Below are 19,097 nucleotides of genomic sequence, written 5' to 3' on the forward strand. Positions count from 1 at the left end.
GGCCCCGCGCGCATGAACCCCTCCGACCCGAACCTGCGCATCTCGAACGCCGAGCGCGAGGCCGTCATCGCCCGCCTCCACGCCGCCACCGAAGAGGGCCGCCTCGACCTCGACGAGTTCGCCGAGCGCTCCGGGAAGGCGTACGAGGCCCGCACCTACGCCGAGGTCGAGCGCCTCCTCGCCGACCTGCCCGAGCCCACCGGCGCCCTCGCCGTCCCGCCCGCCGCGGCCCCCGCGCCCGCCGGCGCGCCCACCGAGATGCGCCTCGCCCCGAAGGCCTCCGCCCTGGAACGCAAGGGCGACTGGGTCGTCCCGCCGAAGCTCGTCGTCGACGCCAAGGCCAGCTCCGTGAAGCTCGACTGCCGCCACGCCGTCATCCGCTCCGGCACCGTCGACATCGAGCTCAACCTCGTCGCCTCCTCCCTCGAGGTCGTCCTCCCCAAGGACGCCTACGCGACCGACGACAATACGGACGTCATGGCGAGTTCGCTATCGAATCACGCCCCCTACAAGGGACATTCGGGCATTCGCTTCACCTTCTCCGGAAAGGCGAAGGCGAGTTCCGTGACGTTCCGCCACGAGCGCCGATTCCTGTGGTGGCGCTGGTAGACCGCTCCCGCCGAAACGCGGAATTCACTGAATGACCAGCGGTGGAAACCTTCGATGTAACGGCCTCATAACAGTCATGCCGGATACCGGCATTCTCCTCATACGAGGGTTTACACCGAACCTTCCTCGCAATAGGCTCTTTTCCGTGCGCCGCGGCCACGGCAAGTGACCTTGCAGTGGAGGATCAGTCACCCTCCGCGGTGCGCACCCCCTTGAGAAGGAGCTCATCGCATGGGAACTCCGTACCCGCACCCATCACCACGCGCGTCGAGGCGCATCAGAGCGAGGACCAGGGCCGCCGCGGCGGCCGCCGCCGTCCCCGTCGTGGTCGCCGCGCTCACCACTGCCGCGGCGGCCCCGGCCGCGGCCGAGCCGCCGCTGCTCGACACCGTTCCGCTGTACGACAAGGGGATCGCCGCTCCCATCGAGTACGAGGACGGCTACTACGTCGTCCAGCTCGCGGCCGATCCCGTCGCGACCTATGACGGCGGCGTCTCCGGCCTCGAGGCGACGGCGCCCGCCGCCGGCGACACGATCGACTTCGAGGCCGCCGAGGTCGAGGAGTACACCGCGTTCCTCGCCGACGAGCGCGCCGAGGTCCTCGCCGAGCACGACATCGCCGCGGTCAACGAGTACGACACGGTCTTCAGCGGCTTCTCCGCGCACCTCACCGCGGCCGAGGCCGAGGCGCTCGCCCAGAGCGGCGACGTCCTCTCGGTGGTCCCCGACGTGATCTACGAGCCCACGGGCTCGGCGGTCGACACCACCGACTTCATGGGCCTCGCCGGGCACGACGGCGTCTGGGAGGAGGAGTTCGGCTCGCCCAGGGACGCGGGCGAAGGCGTGATCGTCGGCGTCATCGACTCCGGCGTCTGGCCGGAGAACCCGGCCCTGGCCCCGCTGTCGGAGCCGCGCCCGGACCAGGACGTGATCGACGAGAAGTGGAAGGGCGAGTGCGTCACCGGCTCCGACCCCGACCCGGCCGCGAACATCGAGTGCAACAACAAGCTCATCGGCGCGCGCTGGTACGACTCGCGCGGCATCGCCGGGGACAGCTACGCCTCCCCGCGCGACGCTGACGGCCACGGCACGCACACGGCCACGACCGCCGCGGGCAACTACAAGACCCGGGTGGAGATCGACGGCGAGCGGATCGGGACGATCTCCGGTCTGGCCCCCGCCGCGCGCGTCGCCGCCTACAAGGTCTGCTGGCCCGGGGCCGGCTGCTCCGGCGCCGACATCCTCGCCGCCATCAACGACGCGGTCGAGGACGGTGTCGACGTCATCAACTTCTCGATCGGCTCGATCGGCACCGCGGAGTTCCTGAACTCGACGTCGTGGGCGTTCCGCAACGCCGCCGCCGCGGGCGTGTTCGTCGCGGCCAGCGCCGGCAACAACGGCCCGACCTCGACGGTCGACCACCAGGAGCCGTGGGTGACCACGGTCGCGGCGTCGTCGCACGACCACACGTACCGCACCGAGCTCGAGTACGGCCGGCAGGAGATCGCCGCGTCCGGGCTCGTGGGCGAGGCCGAGTGGAAGGTGAAGCTGGCGGTGGACGCCGCGTTCGCCGACGCCGACCCGGCCTCGGCCGCGGAATGCGACGCGGGGACGCTCGACCCGGCGAAGACCGCCGGGTTCGCGATCCTCTGCGTCCGCGCGAACACGTTCACGGCCAACGCCAACACGGTGGCGGCCGCGGGCGGTGTGGCGCTGATCGTGCGCGACGCGTCGGAGCGCGGCGTGGCCAACTCGGTCTCGGCGCAGAAGATCCCCGTGGTGCACGTGAACTACGAGGACGGCCTGGCGCTCGAGGAGTGGGTCGACTCGAAGAGCCGGCCGCGGGTCGAGGTCGAGACGTCGGAGTACTTCGAGCAGAACGCGCCGACGATGGCGTCGTTCTCCTCGAACGGTCCGGCGCTGTCGGCGGAGCAGAACCTGCTGAAGCCGGACATCACGGCGCCGGGCGTCGACGTGCTGGCGGGCATGACGCCGGAGAACCACAACGGCAACGACTTCGGCGCCATCTCGGGTACCTCGATGTCGAGCCCGCACATCGCGGGCCTGGCGGCGCTGATGGCCGCGGCGCACCCGGACTGGTCGCCGATGGCGATCAAGTCGGCGATCATGACGACCTCGTACCAGACGGACCTGGAGGGCGACCCGATCCAGCGGGGGGCCGAGGACGCGACGCCGTTCGACTACGGCGCGGGGCACGTCGACGCGCCGGAGATGTTCGATCCGGGCCTGGTGTACGAGTCGGACAACCTCGACTGGATCCAGTACGCGTGCGGCACGCCCGAGGCGTACAAGATCCAGTCGCTGTGCGACGAGGCCGGGTCGATCGAGCCGTCGCAGCTGAACTACCCGTCGGTCACGGTCGCGGACCTGACCGGCGTGTACGAGGTGACCCGCACGGTCACGAACGTCTCGGACAAGAAGTCGACGTACAAGGCGGAGATCACCGCCCCCGCGGGCTTCGAGGTCGAGGTCGACCAGTCGCGGCTGACGCTCGAGCCGGGCGCGTCGGCGTCGTACACGCTGACGATCACCCGCACCGACGCGGCGTTCGGCACGTGGGCGTTCGGCGACATCACCTGGGTGGAGAAGAAGGGCCACCGCACGGTGCACGAGGTGCGCTCGCCGATCGTGGTGAAGCCGTCGCAGCTGTCCGCCGCGGACGAGGTGGTCTTCACGGGCGCTTCCGGTTCGGAGGAGCTGTCGGGTGTGTCGGGCTTCGACGGGACGCTGGGCGTGACCGTGTCGGGCCTGGTGGCGTCGGAGGTCTCGACCGCGACGCTGTCGGGCGCGGACGGCTCGTCGTTCCCGGTGGGCGCTCCGGCGGAGAACGAGCACGTGGCCTCCTTCGAGGTGACGACGCCGGCGGACGCCGAGTTCGTGCGGTTCGCGACGTTCGACGGCGACCTGCCGCCGAGCACCGACCTGGACGTGTTCGTGTACGTCAAGGAGGGTGAGACGCTCACGCACGTGGCCGACTCGGCGACGGGCAGCTCGAACGAGACGGTGACGCTGGAGGGCGGTGAGACGTATGTGGTCTTCGTGGACTTCTACGCGGGCTCGACGTCCTCGGTCGACGTCAAGCTGCACACCTGGGTCGTGCCGGGCTCGGACGAGGGGAACCTCGCGGTGTCCCCGGCCGAGCAGGATGTGGCGACCGCGGGGCCGTACTCGCTGACGCTGTCGTGGGCGGACCTCGCGGCGGGCTCGCGCTACCTCGGGAGCCTGGAGTACGCGGCCGACGGCGAGGCGATCGCCTCGACGGTGGTGAGCATCGCGGCCTGAGTGCGCTTGCGCGCTTGAGGGTATGAACGAGTAGGGGCGTCCGCCGCGGTTCGCGGCGGGCGCCCTGTCGCGTGCCCGGGGGCGGGCGATTGACCCGAGCGGGTGCGCACGTTAACATCGAATCTCCTCAATTCCTCGATTTCAGGTGGTCCGCAATGAGAAGAAAGCGCATACCTCCCCTCGCGGCGACGGTGCTGACCGTCGCCGCGCTGATCGCGGCCGGGTCGCCGGCGCTCGCCGAGCCGGGACGCGGCGGGGACGGCCCGGGGCGCGGGGACCGGGCGTGCGACGCCGCGGCCCCCGGCGCGCTCGGCGGCGACCTCGGCGCGCACGACCCGGGCCTGTACGCCCCCTGCGAGGAGGGCGAGCCCTGGTACGTCTTCGCGACCGGGTGGGGCCCGCTCGGCGACGGCAACATCACGATCCGCACCTCGCTCGACGGCGGCGCCACCTGGACCTATGTGGACACCGTGTGGGACGTCAAGCCCGCGTGGCTGACGGAGGCCGTGCCCGGCGTCGACAACCTGTGGGCGCCGGAGATCGTCGAGGACGACGGCCGCTTCCTGCTCTACTACTCGGCCTCCACGTTCGGGAGCCAGCGCTCGGTCATCGGCCTGGCGACCAACACGACGCTCGACCCGACCGACCCCGACTACGGGTGGGTCGACCGCGGCCCGGTCTGGGAGTCGGAGCAGGGCGACCCGTACAACGCGATCGACCCGACGGTCCTCCAGGCCGGCGGCCGGCACTACCTCGCGTACGGGTCCTGGTGGAGCGGCATCTACATGCTCGAACTCGACTGGCCCGCGGGGACGGTGGCGGAGGGCGCGGTCCCGGTCCACGTCGCGGGGCGCGGCGGCGCCGGCGTCGAGGCGCCCGCGCTCGTCAAGCACGGCCGCTACTACTACCTCTTCACCTCGTGGGACCGCTGCTGCGCGGGCGCCGACTCGACGTACAGCATCCGGGTCGGCCGCTCGACGTCGCCGACCGGGCCGTTCACCGACCGGGACGGCGTGGCGCTCACCGAGGGCGGCGGCACGCTCGTCCTGGGCGCGCACGGCGACTACGTCGCGACCGGCGGCCAGTCGATCCACAACGGGCTCATGGCGTACCACTCCTACCACGAAGACGGGCACTTCGACCTCGGCATCGAGGCGATCGAGTGGAGCCGCGGCTGGCCCGTCCTCGACGGCGCCTAGCGGACCCAGCGCCCCCGGCGGGTCGATGTCCGGGTCGATGCGCCGCTCGCACGGTGGAGGGGCCCCAGATCCCGGCGCCGGATCGGGGAGGCCGCCAAGCACATCGGCCGGACGGCGGCCGCCCAGGTCGCTGACACCGCCGAGATCCACCCACCCCACCCGCCCTGGGGAGCCTGCGGCCATCCTCCCGCCCGGGTCCGACGCTTCGGCGCCCCGCGGGCGGGCGCGGGCCCGGATCTCCCCCGAACGAGTGAACGGCGCCCCAGGGCCGGAAGCCCCGGGGCGCCGCTTCGCGCTGTGGCGCGGTGGAGGCGCTAGGCGTACGGGTCGTCCTCCGCGTTGCGGATGATGCCCCAGATCTCCTCGTCCTCTTCGAGCCAGTCCTTGTGCTCGCCTTCGGGACCGTCCTCGCCGCCCATGCCGCGGGCGCCGCCCATGCCGCCGCCCATCATGCCGCCCATGCCCATGCCGCCGCCGGAGCCGCCCATGCCGGCGGCCGTGTTGCCGGCCGCGCCGAGGCCGGTCGCGGAGGCCGAGCCGACCGGGAAGGACCCGCCGGAGCCGAGCGTCGCGGAACCGGCCCCGCCGGAGGCCAGACCGCCGGAGACCCCGCCGGGCGGCTCCAGGCCGCCCGCGCCGCCGCCACCGCCGGCCCCGTCGAGCGACGAGCCGCCCGCGTCGAGGCCGCCGGAGCCGGCGTCGAGGCCGCCGTAGGAGTCGGCGAGCATGTCCGAGGAGTCGCGGAACGTCGACGGACTCGACGGGTACGCCTCGGGCTGGAACGTGGAGGCGGACTCCTCCGCGTTCTCCCAGCGGTTCACGACGTCCTCGTTCGCGACCCGGGAGCGCCCTTCGTAGTCCTCGACGCCCACGTTCACGTCGGAGCTCATGTTCTCGTTGGCGTCGGCCCGCGCCCACGCCGCGGCCTGCTCCTGTGTGATCGGCGGCTCGTCGTTCTTGTGCTTGCGCATGTAGTACTCGGTCTGGTTCTCGACGTAGTCGTTGACCTCGTGCACGTACTCCTTGTCGAAGCCGCCGAGTTCGAGCAGCGCCCCGATGATGCCGCCGTCGTGGTCGCAGCCGGCCGAGACGTCGCACTCGCCGGAGCGGAACGGGGGCCGCACGTGGATGTACGGTTCGGTGTACATCGTGGACGGGTCCGGGATCCAGTACTGCGGCGCGGGGTACGGCAGCTCGCCGGAGTCGCCGCCCTGGAGGCCGTAGAACTCGTCGGCCTTCTGCTCCAGCAGCCCGACGGCGCCGGTGGTGGCGTCGCCGATGTCGTCGCACACCGAGGCGCAGTTGGTGAGCACGATCTCGACCTGCTCGGCGAAGGCGTCGAAGTCGGCGCCCTTCCAGGTCTCCGAGAGGGTGCGGAGCGCGGACTTGAGCATCGGCGCGATCCCGTTGGCGGGGTCGGTGTCGAAGTCGTTCTTGAACGTCTGCCAGTGCTCCGAGACCATCCGCAGCGCGTACTTGTCCGGGTCGTCGGGGCGGACCTCGGCCACGAGGTTGCGGATCGCCTGCTGGCTCGGCGCCGGCGTGCCCTTGGTCTCGACCGTCAGCATCTGGACCTGGCCGGCGATGGGGATGGCCGAGACGAGCTTGATCCAGGCCGCCTCGGCCTCGTTGTAGACGTTCTGGCAGTCGGCCCGGGTGCAGGGCTGGCCGGAGAGGAAGAGGGCGTCGGCGTCGCGGCGCTGGTACTCGACGACGGTGGAGTCGTCGGGGCGGGCGCTCTCGTAGTCCTCGCGGGGACCGCGGCTGCCGTGGCGCCCGTCCTCGTCGTCGTCCTCCTCCTCGTCTTCGTCGTCGCCGTCCTCGTCGTCCTCTTCTTCTTCGTCGTCGTCGCGGTCGTCCTCGTCGCGGTCGTCGCCGTCCTCGCGGTCGTCGTCGTCGCGCTGGTCGTCGTCTTCGTCGCGCTCGTCGTCGCGCTCGTCGTCGTCGCGGCCGGTGTCGCCGCTGGTCTGGGTGTCGGGCATGTCGTTCACGCCTCCGTTCGCGACAGGTCGGTGGCCGAGGCGTCATCGGTCTCGACGGCGCGCTGCGCGACGCCGTCGACGGTGGCGATGATGCCGGCCAGGTCGGCTCGGAGGTCCTGGAGGTTGGACCAGGTCTGGCGGTGGAATTCGCGGTACATCTCGCGGGCGGTCTGGCCCGAGTCGAGGAGGCCGAAACCGGGCTCCACGCCGAGTTCGTTGCCGTGCCGCAGCCGTTCGATCAGCGTTTCGAGGTAGTCCAAGCGGCCCTGGGCGACCTCGCGGAACTCGGCGAGGGCATCGGGGTCGACGGAGCGATCGGACACGGGGTCACACTCCAAGGGGGACGAGGGTTTGAGTCCAAAGCGGTCTCAATTCTATCCACCCTGCGCCACAACATGGGTACTCAGAGTTGCGGCATTTGTCCGGTTAGGACCATTCTCGCGAGGTCGGTACAATCGATATTCCCCCTGTTTGGCACGACTCCGGGAGACCACTCCTCCGAATGGACGGAATTGCGCACGGCCGCAAGGGATCAGGAAGCGAATCCAAGACCAGGGGAAACTCTCGTCCCAGTGTCAACTTCGGACACAGACGGAAAAGGCGGCCCCGCTGTGCGGAACCGCCTCTCCCGTCGCTGTCGTGAACGGGCCGTGAATGCGCCCGGTCCGTTACGCGTCGACCCGCTCGGGGGCCGGCTCGGACTCGCGAAGGTTCTCCGGCGGGGGCGCCACGAACTTGTAGCCGACCTGCCGCACGGTGCCGATCATCGACTCGTACTCCGAGCCGAGCTTGGCGCGCAGGCGCCGCACGTGGACGTCGACGGTGCGGGTGCCGCCGAAGTAGTCGTAGCCCCACACCTCCCGCAGCAGCTGCTCGCGGGTGAACACGCGCCCGGGGTGCTGGGCGAGGAACCGCAGCAGCTCGAACTCCTTGTAGGTCAGGTCGAGCGGGGCGCCCTTGAGCTTCGCGGCGTACGTGTCGGGGTCGACGGTGAGGTCGCCGGCGCGGATCACCGCGGGCCCGGCGGCCGTGGCCGCGTTCGGCTTCCCGGTGGTCAGCCGCAGGCGCGCCTCGACCTCCGCCGGGCCGGACGAGGCGAGCAGGAAGTCGTCGACGCCCCAGTCCGCCTGGAGCGCGGCCAGGCCGGCCTCGGTGACGATCGCGAGGAGCGGGACGGTCAGGCCGGTGGCCTGGAGGACGCGGCACGTGGCGCGGGCGTCGGCGAGGTCGGACCGGGCGTCGACCATCACCGCGTCGGGGCTCGGCCCGCTCAGCAGCGCCCGCACGTCCCGGCCGGCGTACCGCGCGCGATGCGGCAGCAGCTCCAGGGACGGCAGGATCGACTCGGGGGACTCCGGCACGGGGTTGGATGTGAGGATCAGGATTTCCAAGGCAGTCCTCCGCTGGTAGGTGAGCACACGCGACTATCGCTCTTCCCGGCTTCGGCGACGGGCGGGCTTACATGCGGTAGGTGGAGTCCTGTCAAAGTGTAAACGGTCACCTGGCAAATGACCAGCGTCACGACGGTGCAACCTCACGATGCGGGACGGCGCGCCGCAAGGCCGCCGCAAACCGCCGTTCACTCCGGCGACACGCGCCGCTCACAGGCCGCCCCGGTCCGTCACCCCCGCGGGTGGTCGCGCCGACACCCGCTTTGCGGCCCTTCGAAGGTGAACGGTGCACAAGGGCCTTGCCGTAGGCTGGGACCGTGTCGTACAGCCGACCCAACGAGACCTGGGGCTACGAGCCGCCGGAGGCGGCCCCTCCCGCCGAGGCCCTGGGCCCGGACCGCCCCGAGGAGCCGAGCCGCGCCGAGGTGCGCCGCGCCGCCGCCGAGGCCGCCGCCCCGCGCCGCCGCGCGGACACCGGCGCGTACCGGGCCGTCGGCCCCGACGGCCGCGAGGACCACACGCTCCCGCCCCCCGCCCCGCACCTCCTCCACCGCCTGCCCGCGCTCGCCGTCGTCATCGTCGTCAGCGCCGGGCTCGTGCTCGGCGCCCAGATGGAGCGGCCCGTCTACGCCGCCGGGATCGCCGTCCTCCAGATCGCCGCGGTCGTGCTCGTGACGTGGGTGCGCCGCATCGAGGGCGCGTGGCTGACCGTCGCGGTCGCGTCCGGGCTCGCGATCGCCGCCGACTGGGTCGCCGTCACCTGGCAGCCGGTGTCGCTCCTGCCGGTCACCGTCCTCCTCGCGCTCGCGTTCGCGGCCGCGGTCGCCGGGCAGCTGGCGCGCCGCACCCACGACGGGGTCACCGAGAGCCTCGGGTTCACGATGGTGCTGTGCCTCGCCGTGTGCGGGTACGCGTGCTACATCGCCCTGTCGCGCCTGGGGTCGGCGCCGCCCGCGATGTACTCGGCGGTCGTCGCGGCCGGGACCGCGGTCCTCGCCGCCCGCGCCGTGGACCTCGTCATGCCCGACCCGCGCATCAACCGGCAGGTCACCCGCGGTGCGTTCGGGATCGTCATCGGCACCATGTGCGGCACCGCGTCGGCCGCGTACGCCGGGCTCGTCATCGAGGGCCCCGACCCGCGGCACGCCGCGATCGGCGGCCTCCTCATCGCGCTCATCGCGGTCCTGTCGGACCTCGCGTGCGGGTACATGTCGGCGTCGCGGCGGATCGACGGCGCCGGCGCCGCCCCGAACCCGGTGGTCAGCGCCGCCGGGCCGCTCCTGGCGTTCGCGGTCACGGGCCCCGTCGTGTACCTCTTGAGCGCCTACTACATGATCGACTGACGCACCCCTCGCGCCGCACACCCCGAGACTCCCTGGAGCCCCCTGGTGAAGATCCTCCGCCGCATCCTGATCACCCTCGTCGTCGCCGCCGCCCTCCTCGCCCTCGGGGACCGGGTCGCGAACGCGGTCGCCGAGCGGCGCATCGCGACCGAGGTCGCGGCCACCGCCGCCGACCACGGCGCCTACTCCGACCAGCGCCCCGACGTGACGATCCACGGCTGGCCGTTCGCGACGCAGGCGTGGACCGGCGACTTCGAGCAGATCGACATCACCCTCCGGGACGTGGGCGCGAACGGCCTGGTGTTCCCCGAGCTCGCCATGACCGCGCACGACGTGGACGCCGACTGGCGCGAGCTCAGCGACGGGGGCGACGCGGTCGCGCGCACCCTCGACGTCTCCGGCGAGATCGCGATCGACTCGGTCGAGGCGCTCCTGGCCGAGCAGACCGGCTGGGACCTCCAGATCGACGAGGACGGCACCGCCACGCTCTCGGCGACCGAGGAGATCGGCGGGATCTCGGTGGACCTGGAGGCCAGCGGGCAGATCGCCGTCGGCGAGGGCGCGATCAGCTTCACGCCCGACGCGGTGGAGTCGGTCACGCAGGGCCTGCCCGCGTCGATCCAGCCGCTCGTCGACGAGTTCGCGTCCCAGTTGACCTCGTCGGTCGAGATCCCCGAACTGCCGTACGGGATCACGCTCGCGGAGATCGCGTTCGAGGGGGACGTGGTCGCGATCTCGGGCACCGCCGAGGACGTCGTCCTCACCTGAGCGGTCACCGCCCGATCGCGTTCGGTGGGGTCCGCAGTCCAGATCGCGAGAACGGGTGTGGATTCGGCCCGGGAAGTCTGCTAGCGTTCTGGCCATGCGCAAGCCGATGCTCACCAAGCGGCGCGCGATCGACTACTGCATGATCGCGGCCACGCTCTGTCGAATGCCTTAGGCGACTCGCCCGGCCCCGGAGGCCGAACGGCAGTCGCCGCATTGCGGCCCAGCGTGCGCAGCACGACCAAGTGCAGATCAGAGCAAGGCTTGCTTCCACAGGTTCCACTCCCCCGTGCCGTCCGCCGGCGCGACCGGAACCGGTCTCGATTCCAGGACCGACGATCCCCTGGATCTCCCTGCTCGCCCAGCCGTGGGAACACGGCGCCTCCGCACCGCCGGGCCCTCTCGAACTCGGAACAGTCGATACCAAGCCATTCCAATTCAGCGTTCAGGAGAGAACACCCATGGCCCGTGAAGACGTGCTGGTCACCGCCGACTGGGCGGAAGAGAACCTCGACACCCCCGGAGTCGTGTTCGTCGAAGTCGACGAGGACACCTCGGCCTACGACAGCGGCCACATCAAGGGCGCCGTCAAGATCGACTGGAAGGACGACCTCCAGGACCCGGTCCGCCGCGACTTCGTCAACCAGGAGCAGTTCTCGCAGCTGCTCTCGGAGCGCGGGATCGCCAACGACGACACCGTCGTCCTCTACGGCGGCAACAACAACTGGTTCGCGGCCTACGCGTACTGGTACTTCAAGCTGTACGGCCACGAGAGCGTGAAGCTCCTCGACGGCGGCCGCAAGAAGTGGGAGCTCGACGCCCGCGACGTCACCACCGAGGTCGTCAAGCGCGAGCCGACGAACTACGTCGCCAAGCCGCTCAACTGGGACCTGCGCGCCAAGCGCGACGAGGTCGAGGCGGCCATCGGCGTCAAGAACCTCATCGACGTGCGCTCCCCCGACGAGTACGCCGGCCGCCTCCTGGCCCCGGCCCACCTCCCGCAGGAGCAGTCGCAGCGCGCCGGCCACATCCCGACCGCGCTGAGCGTCCCGTGGTCGAAGGCCGCGAACGAGGACGGCACCTTCAAGTCCGAGGAGGAGCTCCGCGAGCTCTACGTCGGCGAGGCCGGCCTCGACGAGACCAAGTCGACGATCGCGTACTGCCGCATCGGCGAGCGCTCCAGCCACACCTGGTTCGCGCTCCGCGAGCTCCTCGGCTACGAGGACGTCAAGAACTACGACGGCTCCTGGACCGAGTACGGGTCGCTCGTGGGCGTCCCGATCGCGCTCGGCGACGAGCCCGGCACCAAGTGACCGGCGACGGAACGGAAAGGAAGCACCATGTCTGACAGCTGCGCTGCACCCGACCAGGACCTGGCCCTGCCGGCGTCGGTCGACCTCGAGAAGGAGACGGTCCTCAGCGGCACCGTCGTCAACGACGAGGGTGAACTCGTCCAGGGCGCGTACGTGCGCCTCCTCGACGGCACCGGCGAGTTCACCGCCGAGGTCGTCACCGGCGAGGGCGGCCAGTTCCGCTTCTTCGCCGCCCCCGGCAAGTGGACGCTCCGGGCGCTCTCGCGCTACGGCGACGCCACCGGCGAGATCGAGGCCGCCCGCGGCGTCAACGAGACCAAGCTCGCCGTGAGCCGCTAGACCGACCGGGGCGATTCAGCTCGTAACCCAGTCCGGAAGGGCCCGAACACGTTCGCGTGTGCGGGCCCTTTTTCATTGCCGGGCGCGGCGCCCGGCCGGTCTCGGCACGAGTGGGGTCGCCGCTCGCGCGGGGGTCTCCCGCCGGGCCACCTTCTCATGACGACACCGAGGGGCCCACCGCTCGCGCGGGGCCCTTCCCGTCCCGGTCTCCTCGGGTCGCTCGGCCCGCGGTCCTTGCTTCGCGGGCCGAGCGGCCCGCCGCTACTTGGCGAGTTCGCGGTAGCGGACGGCCTTGGTCTCCGGGTCGTAGAACCCGGCCGGGGTGCGCAGGATGACGTTGACGCGGTTCCAGGCGTTGATCTGGGCGCACATGGCGACCAGGGCCGCGATCTGCTCGTCGTCGTAGTGCTTGCGCACGGCCTCCCAGGTCTCGTCGCTGACGCCGTGCGGGTTGTCGGCCAGGCGCGCCGACTCCTCGGCGAGCGCGAGCGCGGCCCGCTCGGCGTCGTCGAAGGCGGGCGCCTCGCGCCAGACGGTGACGAGGTTGAGCCGCTCGGGGTCCTCGCCGGCGTGCACGGCGTCCTTGTAGTGCATGTCGGTGCAGAACCCGCAGCCGTTGATCTGGCTGGCGCGGAGCTTCACGAGCTCCATCGTCGCGTGGGGGACGGTGCTCGCGGTGTGGAAGAGCTTCTCGTTGGCGAGCATGTTCTTGTAGTACGCCTTGGCGAACTCGGTGTCGGTGAAGGCGAGTCGGGCTTCCATGGGTGTTCCCTTCTATCGGGGCCGGTGGACTTCGTGGATTCCGGTGAGCTTGTCGGGGTTGCGGACCATGTCGACGGCGACGATGCGGCCGTCGGCGATGCCGAGGAGGGTGATGCCGCCGACTTCGCCGCCGATGACGGTGAGGAGGGCGGGGCCGCCGTTGACGGAGGTGAGGCGGTGCTCGAACTGCTCGTACCTGGCGGTGACGCCGGCGAGGAACCGGGCGACCCTGTCGGCGCCGCGGATGGGGTTGCGGGCGGCGCGGACGACGCCGCCGCCGTCGGAGGTGAGGACGGCCTCGGGGTCGAGGAGCGCGGTGAGCCCGTCGATGTCGCCGGAGACGACCGCGCGGGAGAACGCCTCGACGACGTGGCGGTGCTCGGCGGGGTCGACGTCGAAACGGGGCTGGCGGCGCTCGACGTGCTCGCGGGCGCGGCTGGCGAGCTTGCGGCAGGCGGCGGGACTGCGCCCGAGCGCGGCGCCGACCTCCTCGAAGGTGAGGCCGAAGACGTCGTGGAGGACGAACGCGGCCCGCTCGGCGGGGGTGAGGGTCTCGAGGACGACGAGCATCGCCCAGGACAGGGAGTCGGCGAGGCTCACGGAGTCGGCCGGGTCGGGGGCGGTCTCGACCGGTTCGGGCAGCCACGGCCCGACGTACGCCTCGCGGCGGACCCGGGCGGACCTGAGCACGTCGAGGGCGAGCCGGGACGTGGTGGTCACGAGCCAGCCGGTGAGGTCCTCGATCGCGTCGATGTCGCTGCGCTGCAACCGGAGCCAGGCGTCCTGGACGACGTCCTCGGCTTCGGCGACGGACCCGAGGAGGCCGTACGCGACACCGACGAGGCGCGGGCGCAGCTCCTCGAAGCGGGCCAGCGCGCGGCCGGTCGCCGGGTGGCGGCCGGCGGTCGCATCGGGTTCGTTCATGTCGGGAGGACGGGGCATGGTTCAAGAGTGTGACAGCCGATCGCTGATTGTGACGGGTGTCTCGCGGATCGGGTAGGGCAGACTTGGGCTCGTGTTCTCGAACGTCTCGGCGCGGTGGCGCCGGCGCCTGCGCGTCGCGGTCGCGGTGTGGGCGGTCCTGCTGCTGGCGGCCGCGTTCGCGGGTTCGCGCGCGACGGTGCGGGAGCAGGTCGCCGCGCCCGAGGCGCGGGCGGTGATGGACGCGCTGCTCGGCGAGGCCGCGGCGGCGGTGACGGGCGCGGCGGTGCTCGCGGCCGGGCCGCTGGAGTCCGAGCCGTGCGAGGTGACCCCGGTGCGGGCGGGCGCGTCGCTCTCGCGCGACCTCCAGGTCTCGGGCGCCACAGTGGAGCAGGTCGAGGCGCTCGCGGCGCGGTTCGGGCTCGAGGCGTCCCCTGACGCGTCCGCGGCGGTCTGGTCGGGCGACGCCGACGGTTACATCAGTCTGCGGGTCTCGGCCGAGCAGCCGGACCCGCCGGGCGGGCGCTGGTCGGAGCCGGTCCTCGTCCAGGCCGTCACCGGGTGCCGGCCCCTCGAAGGCGGGCCCGCGTCCTTCGCGCCCGACCCGCCGCCGGGGGCGACGGCGGCGTGGCGGTACGGCGCGGTCCCGTGCCCGGGCGGGGAGGCGCTGTCGTCGTGGACCGAGCCGGTGGAGGCCGAGCCGTTCCTGGTCCACGAGACCACCGGCGGCTGCGCGTTACTTGTCGATGTCGCCGACGACGAAGAACATGGAGCCGAGGATCGCGATCATGTCCGGGATGAGGCACCCGGTCATGAGGGTGGCCAGGGCCTGCACGTTCGCGTACGAGGCGGTGCGGAGCTTGAGCCGGTACGGGGTCTTCTCGCCGCGAGAGACGAGGTAGTAGCCGTTGGCGCCCAGCGGGTTCTCGGTCCACACGTAGGTCTCGCCCGCCGGCGGCCTGAAGATCTTCGGGAGCTTCACGTTCACCGGGCCGGGCGCGTTCACCGCCGCGGCCAGGCACTGCCTGGCGAGTTCGATCGAGGCGGCGACCTGGTCGAACAGGCACATGAAGCGGGCGTAGCAGTCGCCTTCGGTGCGGGTCACGACCGGCACCTCGAGGCGCCCGTAGTCGAGGTACGGCTCGTCGCGGCGCAGGTCGAAGTCGAGGCCGGAGGCGCGGGCGACGGGCCCGGAGACGCCGTACGCGGCGGCCGCCGCGGCGTCGAGGACGCCGACGCCCTTGGTGCGGGCCGCGAAGATCTCGTTGTGCCGCAGCAGCTTGTCGAGCCGGACCATGCCGTGCTCGACCTCGTCCACGGCCCGGCGGGCGCGGTCCTCCCAGCCGTCCGGCACGTCCTGCTTCAGGCCGCCCACGCAGTTGTACATGTAGTGGATGCGCCCGCCGCTGGCCTCCTCCATGACGGCCTGGAGGCGCTCGCGCTCGGTGAACGCGTAGAACATCGGGGTGATCGCGCCGATCTCGAGCGGATACGAGCCGATGAACATGAGGTGGTTGAGGATGCGGTTCAGCTCCGCGAGCGCCATCCGCAGCAGCACCGCCCGGTGCGGCACCTCGATGCCCGCGAGCCGCTCGGCCGCCAGCGCGACCCCGAGCTCGGAGGAGAACGCCGAGAGCCAGTCGTGCCGGTTCGCGAGCAGCATGATCTGCCGGAAGTCGCGCACCTCGTACAGCTTCTCGGCGCCGCGGTGCATGTACCCGACGATCGGCTCGCACTCGGTGACGCGCTCGCCGTCGACGCGTAGCCGCAGGCGGAGCACGCCGTGGGTCGACGGGTGCTGCGGCCCGATGTTGAGCACCATGTCGGCCGCTTCGGTGCCGGCGCCGACACCGACGATCAGCTGTTCGCTCACCGGCCCATCGTCCCAGTTTCGGGCGCGTTCGGGAAGAGGAGCCGCCGCGGACGCGCCGTCCCTTAGATTGGCCGTGCAGGCGTGGCCGCGTGTTGCCGGGCCCTGGCATCCTAGACGGAGCATCCGACATGGGAGGTGTGGCCGAGTATGGACCGCGATCAGATGCGCGCCTCGGAGAGCGACCGGCAGGTCGTCATGGAGCGCCTGCGTCAGGCGGTGGAAGAGGGCCGCCTGGACGTCGGCGAGTACCAGGACCGGGTGGACGCCGCCATGCGCGCCCGCGTGTACTCCGAGCTCGACGTGCTCATCTCCGACCTCCAGCAGCTCCCGCCGCCCGGGTACCAGGAGGCGTCCATGGAGCCGACGCAGGTGATGCGCCCGCAGTCGCTGTCCAAGGCCAACCAGCAGCTGCGCGAGAGCGCCGAGGCCCGCTCGAACCGGTGGAAGATCGCCGGCGTCGCCATCGCTATCGCCGCCGCGGCCTGCCTCGTCATCGTCATCGTCTCGCCCGAGCTGTTCCTCTACATCGCGATCGGCGTGCTCGTCGTCCTCGTCCTGTTCGTCGTGGCGGCCTTCTCCGGCCTGTTCTGACGCTCCGGCTCCCGCATCCGAGCCGGGATCGCAGTCAATCCAGCACCGGGAGCGGCCACGCGCCCCGGTGACCGCGCTGCGTCACCGTCGCGTACCCCGACGTGAGCGAACGTTCCATATAGTCCGAAGGTGAACCACCGAACGGCCCGCCGGGACTCCGGCCGACCGCCAATCGGAACGGAGCAGCCGTGGACAACCCCTTGATGGACGTGGAGGGCGCCCGGGCCCGGCTCGAGGCGTGGAAGGCGCGGGCCGAGCAGCGCGCCGCCGAGACGCAGGCCGCCGCCCTGGGCCTCCAGGCCCTGCGGATCACCGCCGCGGACGACAACCGCATCGTGGACGTGACGATCGACCACACCGGGAACCTGCTCGACGTCAAGTGCAGCGACCGCATCACGCGCCAGGCCGCCGAGCACACCTCGCGGGCGGTCGTGGAGGCGTACCGGAACGCCAAGCGCAAGCTCGCCGAAGCCGCCGCCGAGGTCGTGCGCGACACCGTCGGCGCCGACTCCGCCACCGGCCGGGCCCTCCTGGCCGGGTACGCGGCCGGCGAGGAGGAGCGGCCGTGAGCGGCGTGCAGGTCGACGTCCAGGAGCTGTGGACGCACGCGAACCACCTGCGCGCCCTCCAGGAGCGGTTCACCGCCGTCCTGAACGCCAGCTCCCACATCGCCATGTCGGACGACGCGTACGGGCAGCTCTGCGCGATGCTCCCGCCGATCCTCGAAGAGCGGCACCGGAACCAGGACGAGGGCGTGCGCACGATCGCCGAGAACTACGGGCTCCTCGCCGACGCGATCGACGAGTGCGCCAACGCGTACGAGGAGACCGACTCGCTCACCGCCGACGACTTCAAGCACCTCGAACCCGGACTGTGAGGCGGCGCCGTGAACGACCTCATCGCGAACGCCGGGCAGATCAAGCCCGGCCAGGCCGGGTACCGCGACGGCGGCACCGGGTTCGGCTTCTACGAGGACTACCAGGACCTCAGCCAGGCCATCGAGAGCGGCTCCTGGATCGACGGCTCCATCGCCGGGCTGGGCGCCGCGCTCAACGCGGCCTCCACCGTCATCGACCCGTTCAGCACCCTCCTGTCGATGGGGATCGAGTGGGCGATCGAACAGGTCCAGCCGCTCAAGGACGCGCTCGACTGGCTCGCCGGCGACCCCCAGACCGTCGAGACGCTCGCGATGACGTGGGACAACATCGCGAACGAGCTGTTCGCGATCGGGGAGGAGCTCCAGTCCTTCCTGGACCGGGACCTGCCGAGCTGGCAGGACGACGCGGCCGACGCCTACCGGGCGATGGCCGCCGAGAACGTCGACGTCACGGGCGGCTTCGGGGGCACGGCGCTGGCGATGGCGTCCGCGACGCGCGGCGCCGGGACGCTGGTGACGATGGTGCGGGAGTTCGTGCGCGGCTTCGTCGCCGACTGCATCGCGAAGGTCGTGGTGTGGCTCGCGGAGGTCGTGTTCTCGGTCGGCCTGGCGACCCCGGTCGTGGCGGCGCAGCTCGCCGTCGCGGTCGTGAACTGGGTGGGGAGGATCTTCGGCTGGCTCATGGGCCTGGTCACCTCGATCTCCGCCCTCCGCGACCTGCTGGACCTGTGAGGTGTCGGCCATGCGCACCGCGATCGCGACCGCCGTCAGGACCGCCCTCGTGCTCGGCGTCCTCGTCTCGCTGACCGGGCTCCACCGCCGCAAGCGCCCCCGCGGCGGCGGTGGCGGCGACAGCCCCCGCCGCAGCCACGGGGACGGGCCCGCCGCGAAGAAGCGGCGCGTCTACACGCCGCCGAAGGGCAAGGTGGGCGCGGAGATGCGCTCGCGCACCGCGCAGGCGAAGAAGGCGCGGCCCGCGAACGCCACCAAGGGCCCCGACGGCCACTACCGCACCCCGGACGGCAAGTACGCCGGCTCCGACGGCCGCCAGCAGGACGGCGCGGGCGCCGAGCGGCGCGTGATCGACCGGATCAAGGACCGCTACGAGGACCACGCCTACCGGGGTCCGGCCGCGGCCACCACGAAGCCGCTCACCGGCGAGATCAAGTCGGGCCCGAACAAGGGGCCGTTCGACATCCCGGCGGGGACGCCCCGCTACTACGACGGGTTCGTGAAGCGGAACGGCAAGTGGTACGGGGTGGAGACGAAGAGCGGCAGCGCCAAGCGCACCCCGCAGCAGCGGGCGATCGACGAGTGGCTCAACCAGCCTGGCAACACGATGACGACCAGCGACGGTAAGGTCCTCCATGGTGTCATCACCTTCGAGGGCGAGTAGGGCCCGGCACCGACAGGGAGAGAGGCCGCCATGATCGAACTCTTGTTCTGGCACGAGCCGCGCGTGCCGAGCCCCGCGCAGGCCGAGGCTCGCTATCAGCAGGTCCTCGACGACGAGCGGCCCGTGCGGCTCGGCGAGCTCGACCAGCGGCTCCAGGACTTCGTGCGCGACGCGCGGTCCCGCGCCCCGCAGGCCGAGATCCTCGAGCTCGGCCGCGCCGGCGGCGAGCCGCTGTACTCGCGGCACGGGATCGCGGTCCTGTTCCCCGAGGAGGTCCTCAAGGACGTGTACCCGAAGCTCACCGCCGCGGCGGACGAGCCGCGCCTGCACCTGTACGACCGCAGCGACGGCTCGGTGACGGGCATCGACTCGGACCCGGACGTCCAGCTCGACTGAGCCCGAAGGCGTTCGCGGACAAGCGGAACGGGGCGGC

The 19,097-nt window shown here is 71.7% G+C and carries 21 protein-coding genes; 13 read left to right on the forward strand and 8 right to left on the reverse strand.

Annotated elements, in window-relative coordinates; genetic code table 11:
* Positions 1–12 precede the first annotated feature (12 nt).
* The 3 genes from EIW28_RS12315 to EIW28_RS12325 all read left to right on the forward strand — a co-directional run bounded on the left by EIW28_RS12315 (position 13) and on the right by EIW28_RS12325 (position 5,111).
* Positions 13–609 (forward strand): DUF1707 SHOCT-like domain-containing protein, encoded by a 597-nt coding sequence (locus EIW28_RS12315; RefSeq protein WP_125247996.1) that lies wholly within the window; start codon positions 13–15, stop codon positions 607–609.
* A 231-nt stretch (positions 610–840) separates the two neighbouring features.
* Positions 841–3,912, forward strand: coding sequence for a S8 family serine peptidase (locus EIW28_RS12320; RefSeq protein WP_125247997.1), 3,072 nt, complete (start codon positions 841–843; stop codon positions 3,910–3,912).
* A gap of 155 nt (positions 3,913–4,067) precedes the next feature.
* Positions 4,068–5,111: an arabinan endo-1,5-alpha-L-arabinosidase gene (locus EIW28_RS12325; RefSeq protein ID WP_125247998.1), complete on the forward strand. Its 1,044-nt coding sequence runs from the start codon at positions 4,068–4,070 to the stop codon at positions 5,109–5,111.
* Between the two features lie 314 nt (positions 5,112–5,425).
* On the opposite strand, the gene EIW28_RS12330 is transcribed toward EIW28_RS12325, so the two are convergent.
* From EIW28_RS12330 to EIW28_RS12340, 3 genes are all read right to left on the reverse strand, one after another.
* Positions 5,426–7,102, reverse strand: coding sequence for a hypothetical protein (locus tag EIW28_RS12330; protein WP_125247999.1), 1,677 nt, complete (start codon positions 7,100–7,102; stop codon positions 5,426–5,428).
* The gene (locus EIW28_RS12335; RefSeq protein WP_125248000.1) at positions 7,099–7,416 is read right to left on the reverse strand and encodes a hypothetical protein; all 318 of its coding nucleotides are present in this window, start codon (positions 7,414–7,416) and stop codon (positions 7,099–7,101) included. Before EIW28_RS12335 ends, EIW28_RS12330 begins: the two co-directional genes overlap by 4 nt.
* A gap of 345 nt (positions 7,417–7,761) precedes the next feature.
* A complete protein-coding gene (locus tag EIW28_RS12340; protein ID WP_112137400.1) occupies positions 7,762–8,484 on the reverse strand; it encodes a winged helix-turn-helix transcriptional regulator in 723 nt (240 codons plus the stop codon).
* A 317-nt stretch (positions 8,485–8,801) separates the two neighbouring features.
* Here EIW28_RS12340 and EIW28_RS12345 point away from each other — a divergent pair, with 317 nt between their 5' ends.
* The 4 genes from EIW28_RS12345 (at position 8,802) to EIW28_RS12360 (ending at position 12,244) form a co-directional block, all read left to right on the forward strand.
* Positions 8,802–9,827 (forward strand): hypothetical protein, encoded by a 1,026-nt coding sequence (locus EIW28_RS12345; protein ID WP_125248001.1) that lies wholly within the window; start codon positions 8,802–8,804, stop codon positions 9,825–9,827.
* A 45-nt stretch (positions 9,828–9,872) separates the two neighbouring features.
* A complete protein-coding gene (locus EIW28_RS12350) occupies positions 9,873–10,595 on the forward strand; it encodes an LmeA family phospholipid-binding protein (protein ID WP_158630384.1) in 723 nt (240 codons plus the stop codon).
* A 458-nt stretch (positions 10,596–11,053) separates the two neighbouring features.
* Positions 11,054–11,905, forward strand: a complete 852-nt coding sequence (locus tag EIW28_RS12355; RefSeq protein ID WP_125248003.1) for a sulfurtransferase — start codon at positions 11,054–11,056, stop codon at positions 11,903–11,905.
* Positions 11,906–11,932: 27 nt separating this feature from the next.
* Positions 11,933–12,244 (forward strand): DUF1416 domain-containing protein, encoded by a 312-nt coding sequence (locus EIW28_RS12360; protein ID WP_106362999.1) that lies wholly within the window; start codon positions 11,933–11,935, stop codon positions 12,242–12,244.
* 261 nt (positions 12,245–12,505) lie between these two features.
* Here EIW28_RS12360 and EIW28_RS12365 read toward each other — a convergent pair whose 3' ends face one another.
* The 5 genes from EIW28_RS12365 to EIW28_RS12385 all read right to left on the reverse strand — a co-directional run bounded on the left by EIW28_RS12365 (position 12,506) and on the right by EIW28_RS12385 (position 15,749).
* A complete protein-coding gene (locus EIW28_RS12365) occupies positions 12,506–13,006 on the reverse strand; it encodes a carboxymuconolactone decarboxylase family protein (protein ID WP_197717224.1) in 501 nt (166 codons plus the stop codon).
* Positions 13,007–13,018: 12 nt separating this feature from the next.
* Positions 13,019–13,930, reverse strand: coding sequence for an RNA polymerase sigma factor SigJ (gene sigJ / locus EIW28_RS12370; RefSeq protein WP_125248004.1), 912 nt, complete (start codon positions 13,928–13,930; stop codon positions 13,019–13,021).
* Positions 13,931–13,951: 21 nt separating this feature from the next.
* Positions 13,952–14,311 carry a hypothetical protein gene (locus EIW28_RS12375; RefSeq protein WP_125248005.1) on the reverse strand — a complete coding sequence of 120 codons (360 nt, stop codon included), beginning with the start codon at positions 14,309–14,311 and terminating at the stop codon, positions 13,952–13,954.
* A gap of 90 nt (positions 14,312–14,401) precedes the next feature.
* The gene (locus EIW28_RS12380; protein WP_125248006.1) at positions 14,402–14,650 is read right to left on the reverse strand and encodes a hypothetical protein; all 249 of its coding nucleotides are present in this window, start codon (positions 14,648–14,650) and stop codon (positions 14,402–14,404) included.
* A gap of 13 nt (positions 14,651–14,663) precedes the next feature.
* Positions 14,664–15,749, reverse strand: a complete 1,086-nt coding sequence (locus tag EIW28_RS12385) for an NADH-quinone oxidoreductase subunit D (RefSeq protein WP_197717259.1) — start codon at positions 15,747–15,749, stop codon at positions 14,664–14,666.
* Between the two features lie 198 nt (positions 15,750–15,947).
* On the opposite strand from EIW28_RS12385, the gene EIW28_RS12390 reads away from it, so the two are divergent.
* The 6 genes from EIW28_RS12390 (at position 15,948) to EIW28_RS12415 (ending at position 19,060) form a co-directional block, all read left to right on the forward strand.
* Complete coding sequence (locus EIW28_RS12390; RefSeq protein ID WP_125248008.1) at positions 15,948–16,391, forward strand: DUF1707 SHOCT-like domain-containing protein; 444 nt, start codon at positions 15,948–15,950, stop codon at positions 16,389–16,391.
* Between the two features lie 188 nt (positions 16,392–16,579).
* Complete coding sequence (locus EIW28_RS12395; protein ID WP_125248009.1) at positions 16,580–16,960, forward strand: YbaB/EbfC family nucleoid-associated protein; 381 nt, start codon at positions 16,580–16,582, stop codon at positions 16,958–16,960.
* Entirely contained in the window at positions 16,957–17,268 is a 312-nt protein-coding gene (locus EIW28_RS24215) for a type VII secretion target (protein WP_158630385.1), read from the forward strand. The genes EIW28_RS12395 and EIW28_RS24215 overlap by 4 nt, the downstream gene beginning before the upstream one ends.
* 9 nt (positions 17,269–17,277) lie before the next feature.
* Positions 17,278–18,000 (forward strand): WXG100-like domain-containing protein, encoded by a 723-nt coding sequence (locus EIW28_RS12405; RefSeq protein ID WP_125248011.1) that lies wholly within the window; start codon positions 17,278–17,280, stop codon positions 17,998–18,000.
* Between the two features lie 10 nt (positions 18,001–18,010).
* A complete protein-coding gene (locus EIW28_RS12410) occupies positions 18,011–18,664 on the forward strand; it encodes a hypothetical protein (protein WP_125248012.1) in 654 nt (217 codons plus the stop codon).
* A gap of 30 nt (positions 18,665–18,694) precedes the next feature.
* Complete coding sequence (locus tag EIW28_RS12415) at positions 18,695–19,060, forward strand: hypothetical protein (protein WP_125248013.1); 366 nt, start codon at positions 18,695–18,697, stop codon at positions 19,058–19,060.
* The last annotated feature ends 37 nt before the right edge of the window (positions 19,061–19,097 follow it).

The organism is Glycomyces terrestris (assembly GCF_003933745.1).
Taxonomy (GTDB): Bacteria; Actinomycetota; Actinomycetes; order Mycobacteriales; family Micromonosporaceae; genus Glycomyces; species Glycomyces terrestris.